Source organism: Staphylococcus nepalensis (genome assembly GCF_014635045.1).
Classification (GTDB): Bacteria; Bacillota; Bacilli; order Staphylococcales; family Staphylococcaceae; genus Staphylococcus; species Staphylococcus nepalensis.
Map to the genome: position 1 here is coordinate 17,987 of NZ_BMCF01000002.1, position 15,029 is coordinate 33,015.

Genomic DNA, 15,029 nt, shown 5'->3' on the forward strand with positions numbered 1-15,029 from the left:
GCAAATAATAAAAAGAGATACTGAATTTTGGGGATCCATCAATTCAGCATCTCTTTCTTGATTATGAAAGGCATTGATTTATATTGAAGCTAACAGCGTTAAATGATTAAGTGAAAACAACCGTCTTATGATTTGCTGTTACGATGACCTTGTGTAATACATGATATTCTACAGCTTGTGCTAATACGCTAGATTCAACATGACGGCCAATTTTTCTTAAATCTTGTACGTTATAGCGATGATTAATACGTATTACATCTTGGTCAATAATAGGGCCTTCATCTAAATCAGAAGTGACATAATGACTTGTTGCGCCTACAAGTTTAACACCGCGATGCCATGCTTGTTTATAAGGATTTGCGCCTATAAATGAAGGCAAGAAAGAATGGTGTATATTAATAATCTGATTTGGATAATGATTGACAAAATGATCGGATAGAATCTGCATATATTTTGCTAATACAATAAGTTCTACATGATTTTCAGAACAAATTTTTAATATCTTATTTTCTACAACCTCTTTGTCTTCAGTGTTTGGTACGTAATAAAAAGGTATATTTAATGTCTCTGCAAATTGTCTGTTATTTTCGTGATTACTAACCACACAAACAATTTCTGCTGGTAGCTCATTTCTATTGACCCTCAATAGTATTTCATTAAAGGCATGATCTTCCTTTGAAACGAAAAGGCCAATTTTTGTTTTATGTTGGTTATCAAATAAATTATAATTTATTTGATGTTTATTTAAAGTGTTTTCTAAATCATCTTTTAATGATTCTATTTTTTCAAATTCTAATCTCAAATATAATTGACCTTCAGCATTCTGTGAATCATCATATTCTGTAAAGTGGTCTAAATGCAAAATATTAGATTGGTGTTGAGCAATTACATCTGTAATTAATGCAGTAATGCCCACTTTATCTGAACAGGTTGCGAGTAGTATATATTTATCTGTCATCTTTAAGCACCTCGATTTTTTAAGTAACCCAGATTATAATGAAAATTCTGAATAATGTAAATGAATTTTGTTAAAGAAAATTTTTAAGACGAAGTATATGCTAAAAAGAGAAAAATAAGATATAATTGTAAATAGTGTTTTTATATCAAAAGGGTAATAAGTAAAAAATATAATCACATTTCCTACTTATTATGCGCTTACAACTAAAGTGATATAAGTGTTTAAATTTATTATAGGATATAAGATTGATTATTTTGATAATTGCGCAAATAACAAAAAACAATGAAAATATCATTTCACTCTTTTATTTTTTTGAGAATTGTATTAAGATGTAATTTGTGTTTCAAGAAGCGTGTATTATTGCAATTTCTTGTGTCCGGATAAAATATTCTTTTATGAAAGGTAGATTAAAGTAATGGATAGACAAAGTTTTACAGATTTAATTCAAACAAAATTTAAAATGGTGCGTATTGAAGCGGGTTACACGCAAGATACAATGGCACAGACAATCGGTCTTTCAAAAAAGACATTAGTACAAATTGAAAAAGAGAGAGTATTGCCAAACTGGACAACATGCGTGTCAATTTGTGCATTGTTTAGAGATTCAGATGTACTAAATAGTACTTTTGGATGCGATCCATTAGAAATGGTTCAAACAATTTCCCGTAATCATTGTGCATACCCTAACCATTCTACAACGAGTGATATTTACTGGAGTACAGTTGATACTCGTAACGGATATATTTTACAAAGTAATAAAGTAAGTGATATCTACCGCGTGCTAAACCAAGAAACTCAACCTATATTTGGAACTTCTAAATTAAGAGAAGCGGAGACATATTTCGGTAGAGTATCTAAAGAAGAATTAATGCACGTATAAGTGAATCTATTTTGTGATAGGAGAATCATTATTTATATAATTATGTAACATGGTTTAATTGTATATGAATGGTTTAGTCACTAAAATTGATAAAAACTGGTACATCAATTGATTTTAGAATTATTTATTATATTTACAGTAGGGAACTAGAGATATTACCCACTTATTTTAAGTTTTTATAAACGATGTCTTCGTTTATAAAGGCTGATATAGTGCTTATACAAGCGTTTTAACGTTTATATCCTTTTTATAGTCATTCATAATGAGATGAAATAAAAAATTTTCAAAGTGGTGCTTTGTCCCACTCGGGAAATCAACAACTGTTCACTAAATTGCTTCGTACCAAGTTTAAAAAATATACAGCAACGCCAGAGCGATAAATTGGGATCAATAAAATTTTTGATTTCTAAATCGCTCTTTTTTATTTTTAAATTTAATATAAACAAAATGGAACTATAACTTAGTGTTTTAATGAAATAAATGGTTATGGACAATAAAATTTCATTTGAGAAATTAACGCATATGCTACACATATGTACTATTTATGTTATACAATATAAAAATGACTGATATATAATTACCTTCAGTTTTTAAACTAATTGTATATGAAGGAGAATGAACTATGCACGCTTTTTTAATAATTATATTTATGATGATTATTGGCGCATTGATAGGTGGAGTTACCAATATGATTGCGGTAAGGATGCTATTCCATCCATTTAAAACGTATTATATATTTAATAAACGTGTACCTTTTACGCCTGGGTTAATACCCAAGAGAAGGGGAGAAATAGCTGATAAAATAGGTCAAGTTATTGAAGAACATTTATTAACTGAAACATTAATTAAGTCAAAATTAAACGCACCGAAATCAAGAGAAGCTATCGAAGAATTATTTTTAAAACAAATACACAAATTAAAATATGATGGCGTAACAATCCAATCATTAGCTAAGCATTTTGATATTGATGCAGCTCAATTAACGAATAGCCAGATGGACACAGTTATATCTAATCAATTAAATCAATACTATAATGACCATAAGGAAACACCAATTAAACAAATAATTCCCGATGATATCGAATTAAACATGGACCAAAAAATAGAACTTGTACCCGATTTACTATTTGAACGTGCACGCATTTACTTAAAATCTGAAAAAGGTGCTTCAGATATATCATCAATGCTAGATACTTTTTTTAATGAAAAGGGAAAAATTGTTGGATTATTACAAATGTTTATGACGAAAGAAAGCATCGCAGATCGTATACAACACGAGTTGATTAGGCTCACAAATCATCCTAAAGCAAAAGCAATTGCAAAGCAGATTATTGACAATGAATATGAAACTTTTAAAACAAAAAAGTTAACTGAAATAGTAAATGAAGAACAATTTAATTCATTTAAGTCAACAGTCGTTGACTTAGTGATTAGTTATGCAAACATAAATAATAAAGTGAACCAACCCCTTCATCATTTAATGCCTGATTTTATTGTATTTTTAGAGAAAAAAGTTTCACAAACGCTTACAGACCTTATTATTGAAAAAGGTTCTAAATATATTTCTCCAATTATGAAAAAAATTAATCTTAGACAAATGGTAGAAGAACAAATCAATTCATTTGATCTAGCTTACATCGAAAGGTTAATTATTGATATCGCTAACAAAGAATTAAAATTAATTATGCTATTAGGATTTTTATTAGGTGGTATTATCGGTTTACTTCAAGGGGTAATTGCAATTTTTGTATAACATATTAAATTATGTTATTGTAATATCGATGTGGTTATAACACATATACAAATAAAGGAGTGAAGCACAGTGGCAGTAAATTTATACGATCATGCAAACCAATTAGAGCAAGCATTAAGAGAAAGTGATGAATACCAAGCTATCCAAAATGCTTACGCAAAAGTTAAAGAAAATCAAGAATCAAAGGATTTATTTGATGAGTTCCGTGAAACACAATTAAATTTCCAACAAAAACAAATGCAAGGTGAAGAAATCGGTGAAGAAGAGCTGCAAAAAGCACAAGAACAGGCTCAAAAAATCGAAAACGATTCTAATATTTCAGAATTAATGGCCGCTGAGCAAAATATGAGCCAAGTATTCCAAGAAATCAACCAAATTATTGTTAAACCTTTAGATGAAATCTACGCTGATTAATATTTTTTAATCAGAAAATTAATTTGGGCGTGGGACAGAAATCCTCATATTTTATAGATTTTGTTGTTCTGCTTCTGGCATTAACGATAGATAAGCATTGAAACAAGCTTGATTAAGTGTGATTTCAATTCAACTAACTTTTGCCAATAATATATTCAAGGCTGAGGCATATATTTGTGCCTCAGCCTCTTTCGTTTTATCGACTGTGCAATAGACTCTGTGGTAAAATATAAAGATACAAGATATTGGCATGCATAGATTTTTAATCATGAGTTTGTTATCTCAAAATTAATACATAGTCTTACATGCATTTTATAATAAAACCTTTAAATAAAGGAGAACTTTAATTTATGGTTAAATTTATTCATTGTGCAGATTTACATTTAGATAGTCCATTTAAATCAAGAAGCTATTTAAGTCAATCAATATTTGAAGATATGCAAAAAAGTGCTTACGAAAGTTTTAAAAAAATAGTGGATTTAGCATTAAACGAAGAAGTAGATTTTATAGTTATTGCTGGTGATTTGTTTGATCACCATAACAGAACGCTACGTGCAGAAGTATTCCTGAAAGAACAATTTAACCGGTTAGCTAAAGAGCAAATCTTTGTTTATGTATGTCATGGTAATCATGATCCACTTTCCTCATCCATAGGTACTGAATGGCCGGAGAATGTTTCGATATTTTCCGAAAATGTGGAAACTTATCAAACGATTACTAAAAATGGCGAAGAAATTTATTTACATGGGTTTAGCTATCAAAATGAAGCTAGTTATGAAAATAAATTAGATGCTTACCCTTCAAGTCAAGGTCAAAAAGGTATTCATATTGGAATATTACATGGCACATATAGTAAAACGAATACAAATAATCGTTATACTGAATTTAGATTAGAAGATTTAAACAATAAACTCTATCACTATTGGGCACTCGGCCATATACATGAACGCCAGCAATTAAGTGATATGCCTCCAATCCATTATCCTGGTAATATACAAGGCCGTCATTTTAAAGAAACTGGAGAAAAAGGTTGTCTTTTAGTGGAGGGAGACGGTTTAAATCTCAATGCTCAATTTGTATCAACACAATTTATTCGTTTTGAAAAAGCTGAAATAGATACTGATATGACTACGAAGCAAGGTTTGTTTGATGCCATACAAGATTTTAAATCACAAGTTAGAACAAAAGGCAAAGCGATTTATCAATTAGTGGTAAATGTGAATTCAGATGAAATTATTTCAGATCAAGACAAATTACAAGTACAAGAAATGATTAGTGATTACGAAGAAAACGAACACCATTTTGTATTTATAGAAGATTTAAAGATAAAAAATAAAGATGATAATAAAACAACGCTTGTAAAGGAATTTTCACCTGATTTAATTGATGACCATGCTGTTTATGAAGCGGCTATGAATGATTTGTATCTCAATCCAAAAGCTTCAAAATACCTAGAAAATTATGATAACTTTGATCGCCGTGAATTAATAGCGCGCGCTGAACTGTTATTAAAGTCAGATATGAGGGGTGAATAATGTGAAGATTAAATCATTAGAGATTTATGGTTATGGTAGATTTATTCAAAGAACCATTGAATTTGATGAGTATTTTACTGAAATTTATGGAGAAAATGAATCAGGTAAATCTACTATTCAAGCATTTATACATTCCATCCTGTTTGGTTTTCCAACAAAAAAAGAAAATGAACCGAGATTAGAGCCGCGCTTAGGTAATCAATATGGTGGCAAGCTTACGTTAATTCAAGAGGATGGTTCATTAGTTGAGGTTGAACGTGTAAAAGGTACAGCGACTGGGGATGTAAAAGTTTATCTGCCAAATGGCGCTATCAAAGATGAACACTGGTTGAAAAAAGCATTGAATTTTATTTCTAAACGTACATACCAAGGTATATTTTCATTTGATGTATTAGGCCTTCAAGATATCCATAAAAATATGGATGAAAAACAATTACAAAATTACTTATTACAAGCTGGTGCTTTAGGGTCTACAGAATTTACCAGTATGCGTGAAATTTTGAGCGATAAAAAAGAATTGTTGTATAAGAAAAATGGTCGTAATCCGATTATTAATCAACAATTAGAAGAATTGAAATCTTTGGAGCGTCAAATTCGTGAAGAAGAAGAAAAATTATCAACATATAAACGTCTCGTAGATGATAAAGATAAAGCTGATAGACGCTTAGAAAATATAAAACAAAATTTAAACCAACTATCAAAGATGCATGACCGCAAACAAAAGGAATTAGCCTTACACGAGCAAACACAAGAGTGGAAGGCACTAGAGAAACAGTTGAATATTGAACCAATTGTGTTTCCTGAACAAGGTATTGATCGATATGAATCTGCTAAAATTCAAACACAAAATTTAAAAAGAGATATCGGTTTAAGAGAAGAAAGGTTAACACATTTAAAAGACGAAAATGAAAAAATTAATGTGCCTAAACAAAATGATTTGGATGCCTTTAATCATATATATCAGCAAGAAAATGAAATTAAGCAAAAAGAATATGAATTGAAATCTATTAAAAAAGAAATTCAAGATAAAGAACGCGAACAAACAGGTTTGAAATCTAATATTGGTTGGCAAGAGGTGCATCATGAAGTAGATAGTTCAGAAGCGATGAAAAGTCATGTTAGTAACCAAATTAAGCATAAACAAGAACAAACAGCATTCATTCAACAATTAGAGCGTAATATTGAAGAAAATAAAATCGATAAAGAAACAAACCAAGCAGAGATGGATGCTTTAGAAACAGATATAGTTTCTGATGAAAATTATGAAAAGAAAAAGCAATATAATAACCGTGTTTTCGAATTACAGGAGAAAAATAATCTTTATCAAAAAATGAAAGAAGCATTTGATAAAGAACAACAAAAAAATGAACAGAAACAAAATATGTTCCGTTTGGCATTAATTATGTTGACAGTTATTGGTATTGGATTAACCATATTTTCATTTATTTCAGCTAATCTCATTTTTGGTATTGTGTTTGCAGTATTATCCGTTGTGTTTATTATTGGTATATTCCTGGTTAAATCTAAAGAAATAGGGCACAGTGAAACGTTCTCAAATGAAATCGAAGATTTACAACATCAAATTAATGATTTAGAAGCAAAGTATGATTTGGATTTTGACCTAGATGATCAACATAGAATACGTGAACAATTTCATAGTTCAATTAAAACGAAAGAGGCTTTAGCCAAAAAATCGGACTATTTAACTGCTACTTTAGAACAAGCACAAAAACAATATTCAAACGCACAAAATGCAATCAATCGGGTTAAATCTGATTTATACCTCTCGGATAAAATCTCAGATGAACTTATCATTGATAGTATTGCAACGATGAATAAAATAAAAGATTACGCCAATCATATTGCGGAACTTATTGAACAAAAATACCAATTACAACAAGATTTAGATGCATTTTATGCGCATGCAAAAGAAGTGACTCAAAATCAATTTACTTATTTTAATGAATTATCTTTATTCCATGATATAAATCAATGGTTGAAAGAAGAAACTAATAATTTAGAGAAATGGAATAGAAATAAAGAGCAAATTGATTTACTAGAGAGCGAATTAACTCAGCTGAATCATCGCTTAAATGAAAATAATAAGGTTATCACACAATTATTTGATTTTGTAAATGCATATGATGAAGAATCTTATTATAATCATCATGCTCAATATCAAGCATATCATCAACGATTAAATCGTTTTAATGATTTGACGAAATATCTAGAAAACCAAAATTACAATTACGATGTAAGTTCTAGATTGAGCCAAAAAACATTTGCTCAATTATCTGATGAAGACGAAGTATTAGAAACTCAAGTCAATGATTATAATGACCAATATTTAGAAATGCAAGCGGAAGTTAGTGATTTAAATGCTAAAATTACGGAGATGGAAACAGATAAAACATTAGCGGATTTACGTCATAAGTTCTATATTCTTAAAAATAAAGTGAATGATGAAGCGAAAGATTGGGCAAGTCTTAGCTACTTACAATCTTTAGTGAATGGTCACATTAAACAAATTAAAGATAAACGTTTACCACAAGTAATAAATGAAGCGACAGAGATCTTTGCACATTTAACAAATAGAAATTATGTACAAGTCACATATGCGAATGAAAATTTAATGGTAAAACAGGTAAACGGTCAAATGTATGAACCAATCGAATTAAGTCAATCTACTAAAGAAATACTATATATCGCATTGCGTTTAAGTTTAATTAAAACCTTAAAACCTTATTATCCATTCCCAATAATTATAGATGATGCCTTTGTACATTTTGATAAATCTAGAAAAGAAACAATGATGAACTATTTAAGACAAATGCCAAAAAGTTATCAAATTTTATTCTTTACATGTGTGAAAGATACAAGTGTGCCTTCAAAACAAATTATTACATTGAATAAACTCGAGGAAGGCGGTAAATAATGAGAAATGTAGAAAAATTAAACCCTGGAGATTCAGTTGATCACTATTTCTTGATTCATAAGGCGACACAAGGCGTGACAGCCCAAGGAAAAGATTATATGACCATATATTTACAAGATAAAAGTGGGGATATTGAAGCAAAATTATGGACAGCAACTAAAGAAGATATGCGTGTTTTAGAACCAGAAAAAATTGTGCATGTTATTGGTGATGTCATAAATTATCGTGGACGCAAACAAATGAAAATAAATAAAATTAAGTTAGCTTCAGAAGAAGAGGACTTAAAAATACACGATTTTGTTGATGGTGCGCCATTAACGCCAGATGAGATTAAAGAAGAAATATCGCATTATATGTTAGAAATTGAAAATGCTAATTTACAACGTATAACGCGTCATTTGTTACGTAAATACCAAAGTGAATTCTTCACATTTCCAGCAGCAAGTTCACATCACCATAACTTTTCAAGTGGTTTAAGCTACCATGTATTAACTATGTTGCGTGTTGCAAAATCTATTTGTGACATATATCCTCTTCTAAATCGTAGCTTATTATATAGCTCAATTATTTTACATGATTTGGGTAAAGTTAAAGAATTGAGTGGGCCAGTAGCGACAACATATACAGTAGAAGGTAATTTACTTGGTCATATATCAATTGCTAGTGATGAAGTAGCAGACGCAGCTAGAGAGTTAGATATAAACGGCGAGGAAGTATTGTTACTGCGACATATGATATTAGCTCATCATGGTAAAATGGAATTTGGATCACCGAAGCTACCTCATATGAAAGAAGCTGAAATATTATTCTTTATTGATAACATTGATGCTAAAATGAATATGTTTGAAAAAGCTTATAAGAAAACACCTAAAGGGCAATTCACTGAGCGTATCTTTGGGCTAGAAGGTAGACAATTTTACAATCCAACTTCTTTGGATTAGAACACAAGAAACTTAATACAGTATATAAGTGTTTGTGAAATAAGTGTCTCAGATATTTTATAAAACGTATGGTTTTATGTAAACAAAGTAAAACCATACATTTTTCTATTAGAAAATAGCGATTGGGTAGAATCATATAAAATGGCTTCTAGTGTCAATTTGAATGACAAACTAACACCAGATATAAGCATTACTATCTCAATAAGTTGTGAAGTCATTTCTTAAAGAAATTGAACTTATGGCTTCAATATACAAATGTTTAAGAAGTTAGTATGAGAGGATCTATAAGACTAGACCATATACTTCTAGACAAGCATGCACGTTTAAAATTAAGAAGTTTAAATATAAAAATGCACTTTCATTTTTGAAATGAAAGTGCATTTTTATGTTGAGCGTAGACACTGATAGCATCAACGCCTTGTTTGTATATTTTATTGTCCAACGGACATGCCAGCGCCACCTTGTTGCATAGCTTGTTGTTGCTGCTGTTGTTGTTGCTGTTGCTTAATTTTTTCTGGATCTAGAATTGAATCTTCAATTGCTTTTTTAATATCTCTATCTTTATAGTCTACTTTATATTCATCTAATAATTCTTTATAAGCATCTGTTAAAAGTTTAGGGTCTTTTTGTACTTTTTGTTGAATTAATTGTGATTTGAGTTTACCTTTTTCTTCATCAAAATCGTCTTCTTTATCTGCTTTGATAACATGATAACCGTAATCTGTTTTCACTACTTTAGAAACGTCGCCTTCTTTAAGTTTAAAGAGCGCTTTTTCAAATTTTTCTTCCATTTGTCCTTTGATTACATATCCTAAACTACCATCTTTTTTAGCAGAAGATTTGTCCATAGATTCTTTTTTAGCGATTTCTCCAAATTTATCAGGATTTTCGGATACTTGTTTTTGAAGTTTTTCAGCTTTTGCTTTAGCATCTTTGTCTGATAACCCTTCTTTATCGTCTTTATTTTCTTTGACTTTAATTAAAATATGAGATCCTTTTTTAGTATCTTCTTTGATCTCTTTATCAGAAATATTCACTTTATCATTTAATAAAGCTTTTTGGTAAGCTTGTAATTTTTTTTGTTCTTTATAGTCACTTAGAGACATTTTTTGTTGTTTTAACATACTTTCAAATTGGTCTTTGCCACCATATTGTTTTTGTTCTTTTTCAACTTCTTTATCAATGTCTTTTGTATCGACTTTATCTTTATACTTATCTGCTAACAATTTATTAAGTAATATAGAAAAAGATGAATTAGCTATTTGTTCGTCACCCATCTTATTCATGACATCTTCAACTTTCACGTCACCAGCCTTTGATGAGATGATTGTATCTTCTTTTGAATCTGTAGCACTATTACCACAAGCACCTAATAATAACGCACTAGCTGTAACAGGAATTATAACTTTTTTGAATGTTTTCATTATTGGGAACTCCTTTTGTAAGAATAACAACGTAAATATAACATATAATATTGTTTTCACCAATTAGAAACCTAATATATGGGACTTTAGTTGTAACCAAATGAGGCTTTACATTATTTGTATAGAAGAAAAGGTTGAAAATACAAATATAAATGATTTAAATAGGACTATGCTTTATCTAAATTGAAATTGTTAAGAGTGAGTAATTGATACAAGTATCATATTTAATTTTAATATTTGGCGCTCATATCAAAACACGAGGTTGGGCGTTAGTGGTACGTACCTCAACCTCGTTTAAGACGATTATTATATTGCGGTGTAACTTTATTTAAGATGTTGATACCTGTTTGATGTTCTTCTACATAAGCCCCTTCATTTGAAAATAGTATGATTTTCAAATAAAGAAAATCCAAAACGGAATATCCTAAATTTAGGGCAATTAAAAACATCAAGTAGTGCCCATATTGTGGAATTAACATACTAAAATAAGCGCATAAAGTTGTAATAAATAAGGCAGGTGTGATGAGGCCAAAACAAAAATAATATTTGTTGACTGGTGTGTTTATATAAACATTATAAAAAGGTATAGATTTATGTTTCACTAATTTATATTTTTTAAAAGACTTGCGGTAGGGGTATAAAAATAATAAATGTATTATTTTGTGTAATGGGTATAAAAGTACAACTAACATTAAAAATATTAAAAAATGTTTATCAGTTAATTTTGTGTCTGAAAAGAAGTATAAAATCTCATACGCAATTAAAAACGTAATAATTGTAGTAACAAAACTAAGAAAAGCAATTCTAGGAATGCCAAAACGGGCATTGATATCTATTTGGCGTGTACATAAATACATTACGCAATCATACTCCTTTTTAAATAACTTGAATACACTTCAGTATTATCTAACGTAATAGTTTACGCGTCAAGGCTATTTTAAATCTATATTTAAAGGGCTAGTGACATTATAAAAATATCAATTTAGGTTATTAAATATAGAAAGACTTGTGCATATATATCGATTATTTTATATTTAGAAATATAAGTTCTACATTTTTATACATGGGTAGCAAAGTTAAAATTTAGAGTGCTAATTGGCGGTGCTAAGTTGTAAACGAGCCATGTCAACGATTAAATAAAAAAGCTACAAACCGATTGTTTAAATGGGTTGTAGCTCATATATTTAAGTTATGATTTATCTTTTTCAAAACCGTTTGTAATTTCTTCGCCACGGTTTTGTAAATTTTCAATATGAGATTGTAATTTTTCAATATTAGGATTAATATCAGACTTAAAGTCACCAATCATTGTTTTTACTTCATCGCCAATCGTGCTGCCAAACTCTGTACTTTCTGATTTGACTTGAGCGATATAATTTACGATATCATTAACGCTTTGTTTAATTGTATTGATTTCTCTATCGAATTCAGATTCGGCACCTGTAGGTTTTGGTCCTTGAGTTATAGAGTGGTTTGAATTTTTTTTCTCACGATTCATTAATGCAACACCGAGTCCTGTTGCAACACCAGCACCAAGTCCTAATAATAATTGAGCTGTTTTCATAAAAATTCTCCTTATTTCTAAAATTTCTTAGCCATTAATAATTTTATTATACCCTTTATGATTGCAGATAAGCATAATTAATTAAATTGTGCTGCTATTTCTTGAGCGATTTTGGCTTTTTGGTCATCGTCAATATTTTCTTCATGTGTTTCCCATTTATATCCAAAACCATCAATATCATTTTCATATCTTGGTAATAAATGGAAGTGTAAATGGAACACGGATTGATCAGCAAATTCACCATTATTTTGAATGATATTTAAACCGTCCGGATTAAATGCTTTTTTGATAGCATTTGCTACTTTTGGTAAAGCTGTACCGATATGTTGCATTGTTTCACTATCTGTTTCAAAGATATTAGCAGATATTTTTTTAGGAACGAGTAGCGTATGACCTTTTGTTACTTGAGAAAGGTCTAAAAATGCATATACAAACTCATCTTCGTATACTTTATAACTTGGGATTTCACCATCGATAATTTTGCTAAAAATTGTTTCAGACATAAATCTTCACTCCTTGTAAGATTGTTAATAACTATTATAGCATTACTATATTATTTCCGTCATTTTTCACAGTAACTTTATGAACAACGATTGATTTTTGATACAATAATATTTGTGGAGGTGCCTTATGACAGTAAAAGTAGAACATTTGACAGGCGGTTATGGGAAAAGGCCTGTGATTAAAGATATAAATTTTGAATTACGAAAAGGAGAAATTGTAGGACTCATAGGTTTAAATGGTGCTGGAAAAAGCACTACAATTAAACATATGCTAGGTCTGTTAACGCCGATGGAAGGGCAGTTGACCATTTCTGGTATTGATATAAAACAAGATGTAGAATCCTATCGAAGAAAACTTTCGTATATCCCTGAGTCGCCAGTGATTTACGATGAATTAACATTACAAGAACACATTAATATGACAGCAATGGCATACAATATTAATAAAGAAGAAGCTATGAAAAGAGCGCGCCCATTGTTAAAAATATTTAGATTAGAAAATGAATTAGATATATTTCCAAGTCATTTTTCTAAAGGGATGAAACAGAAAGTGATGATTATTTGCGCTTTTATTGTGGACCCAGATTTGTATATTATTGATGAACCATTTTTAGGTTTAGACCCTTTGGGGATCCAATCTATGCTTGATTTAATGGTGGAGAAAAAAGAAGAAGAAAGAACTGTGTTAATGAGTACACATATATTAGCAACTGCAGAAAAATATTGTGACAGATTTTTAATTATGGATAAAGGCCAAATCGTTGCATTTGGGGATATAGACGAATTAAGAGACCAAACTGGTTTAAGTGGGAAAACTTTAGATGAAATATATATACATGTTACTCAAGGCGGCCAGCATTCATGAAACAGGGAGCTAAACAATTATTTAACCTAAGAAAAAAAGAAATTGCAAAAGAAAAAAGCTATTATAATAAGTTTATATTTAACGGTCATTTTTCTGTTTTTCTTGTTATATTATTAGGTGCGTTTATTCTAGGTTATGGCGATTGGTTAAAGTCAATTCCCAAACGTATAAATTATGCTTTGATTGCAAGTATAATTGTAGCCATTACGTCTATATTTCCTATTAGAACCTTATTAAAAGATGCTGATAAACTATTCTTGTTACCATTTGAAAAGCATATGTCTGAATACATGAAAAGCAGTTTAATATATAGCTATTTTTCACGTTTGCCATTACAAGTATTGATAATTATTATATTTTTCCCTTTATTTTATGTACTTAATAATCAAACGTTTGGATTTTATATCACATTTGCAATCCTTGCAATCATTTTTCCATTTTTAGGTTTGTTATTAAAATGGCAGTGGTATAAATTCCGACTTGAACGTTGGTCCTTGTTTACTGTGCTGTTTATTATATTTACATCAGGGTTTTATATTACGCTAGATGCTAAAAATATATCGAGTATACTATCAATCATTATACTCATTGCACTTATATTATTCATAAAATATTTAAATAAAAGTAATTTATTCCCTTGGGAGCGTATGGTGGCCATTGAACAACAACACCATATGAACTATTATAAATTTGTTAATATGTTTACTGATGTGAAGCAAATCGAAGAAAGAGCAGTAAGAAGAAGTTATTTAGACCCATTTTTACGGACACCGAAAAATAATAAGTTTAATGACAATTCTATGTATTTGTATTTATTTACACGGAGCTTTGCGAGAGGAAAAGATGCATTTAACATCATCTTGCGCTTGGTTATTATTGCTTTAATACTAATGATCTGGTTGCACCAAGTGATTGTGGTATTAATCATTGGTAGTTTATTCATGTATATTATTCTATTACAAATGGCTCAATTTTATACACAACAAGCTTATGGTTTATGGCCACAAGTATGGCCAGTTTCAGATAAAATGGTAATTAAAGGGTACGAACAGTTTTTAATGAGATTAATGTGTTTCATTGGCTTCGTATTTATAATCATATTTGCTATTGCTTTTCCACAGTATGGTTATTTTGGAGCAATCTACTTTTTAGTAGGTTGGTTAACGATTAGAAACGTAATTAAAAAATTAAAATATCAAGAAACATTACTAAGAGATTAAAAAAAACGCTACTCAGTATTTTAGATTAATTCTAAAA

13 protein-coding genes are annotated in these 15,029 nt (G+C 29.9%); 8 read left to right on the plus strand and 5 right to left on the minus strand.

Annotated elements, in window-relative coordinates:
* Positions 1-106: 106 nt before the first annotated feature.
* On the minus strand, positions 107-958 hold the full coding sequence (gene purU, locus IEU88_RS03170; RefSeq protein ID WP_103373118.1) for a formyltetrahydrofolate deformylase: 852 nt from the start codon (positions 956-958) through the stop codon (positions 107-109).
* Positions 959-1,373: 415 nt separating this feature from the next.
* Here purU and xdrA point away from each other — a divergent pair, with 415 nt between their 5' ends.
* From xdrA to yhaM, 6 genes are all read left to right on the plus strand, one after another.
* Complete coding sequence (gene xdrA / locus IEU88_RS03175) at positions 1,374-1,838, plus strand: XRE family transcriptional regulator XdrA (RefSeq protein ID WP_096809009.1); 465 nt, start codon at positions 1,374-1,376, stop codon at positions 1,836-1,838.
* Between the two features lie 622 nt (positions 1,839-2,460).
* Positions 2,461-3,591 (plus strand): DUF445 domain-containing protein, encoded by a 1,131-nt coding sequence (locus IEU88_RS03180; protein ID WP_096809011.1) that lies wholly within the window; start codon positions 2,461-2,463, stop codon positions 3,589-3,591.
* Between the two features lie 69 nt (positions 3,592-3,660).
* Positions 3,661-4,005 (plus strand): YlbF/YmcA family competence regulator, encoded by a 345-nt coding sequence (locus IEU88_RS03185; protein WP_017723169.1) that lies wholly within the window; start codon positions 3,661-3,663, stop codon positions 4,003-4,005.
* Between the two features lie 350 nt (positions 4,006-4,355).
* Positions 4,356-5,540 (plus strand): metallophosphoesterase family protein, encoded by a 1,185-nt coding sequence (locus tag IEU88_RS03190; protein WP_103373574.1) that lies wholly within the window; start codon positions 4,356-4,358, stop codon positions 5,538-5,540.
* Between the two features lies 1 nt (position 5,541).
* Positions 5,542-8,475 (plus strand): ATP-binding protein, encoded by a 2,934-nt coding sequence (locus IEU88_RS03195; protein WP_103373573.1) that lies wholly within the window; start codon positions 5,542-5,544, stop codon positions 8,473-8,475.
* Positions 8,475-9,416 carry a 3'-5' exoribonuclease YhaM gene (yhaM, locus tag IEU88_RS03200; protein ID WP_096809016.1) on the plus strand — a complete coding sequence of 314 codons (942 nt, stop codon included), beginning with the start codon at positions 8,475-8,477 and terminating at the stop codon, positions 9,414-9,416. The genes IEU88_RS03195 and yhaM overlap by 1 nt, the downstream gene beginning before the upstream one ends.
* A 431-nt stretch (positions 9,417-9,847) precedes the next feature.
* Here yhaM and prsA read toward each other — a convergent pair whose 3' ends face one another.
* The 4 genes from prsA to IEU88_RS03220 form a co-directional block, all read right to left on the minus strand.
* A complete protein-coding gene (gene prsA / locus IEU88_RS03205; protein ID WP_096809018.1) occupies positions 9,848-10,840 on the minus strand; it encodes a peptidylprolyl isomerase PrsA in 993 nt (330 codons plus the stop codon).
* Between the two features lie 284 nt (positions 10,841-11,124).
* Positions 11,125-11,697, minus strand: a complete 573-nt coding sequence (locus IEU88_RS03210) for a DUF3267 domain-containing protein (protein WP_096823778.1) — start codon at positions 11,695-11,697, stop codon at positions 11,125-11,127.
* A 332-nt stretch (positions 11,698-12,029) separates the two neighbouring features.
* Positions 12,030-12,404: a YtxH domain-containing protein gene (locus tag IEU88_RS03215; protein ID WP_096809022.1), complete on the minus strand. Its 375-nt coding sequence runs from the start codon at positions 12,402-12,404 to the stop codon at positions 12,030-12,032.
* Positions 12,405-12,481: 77 nt separating this feature from the next.
* Positions 12,482-12,907 carry an HIT family protein gene (locus IEU88_RS03220; RefSeq protein ID WP_096809024.1) on the minus strand — a complete coding sequence of 142 codons (426 nt, stop codon included), beginning with the start codon at positions 12,905-12,907 and terminating at the stop codon, positions 12,482-12,484.
* A 127-nt stretch (positions 12,908-13,034) separates the two neighbouring features.
* On the opposite strand from IEU88_RS03220, the gene ecsA reads away from it, so the two are divergent.
* Together ecsA and ecsB are read left to right on the plus strand one after the other, a co-directional pair.
* A complete protein-coding gene (gene ecsA / locus IEU88_RS03225) occupies positions 13,035-13,772 on the plus strand; it encodes an ABC transporter ATP-binding protein EcsA (RefSeq protein WP_096809026.1) in 738 nt (245 codons plus the stop codon).
* Positions 13,769-14,992, plus strand: a complete 1,224-nt coding sequence (ecsB, locus tag IEU88_RS03230; RefSeq protein WP_096809028.1) for an ABC transporter permease EcsB — start codon at positions 13,769-13,771, stop codon at positions 14,990-14,992. The genes ecsA and ecsB overlap by 4 nt, the downstream gene beginning before the upstream one ends.
* Positions 14,993-15,029 lie beyond the last annotated feature (37 nt).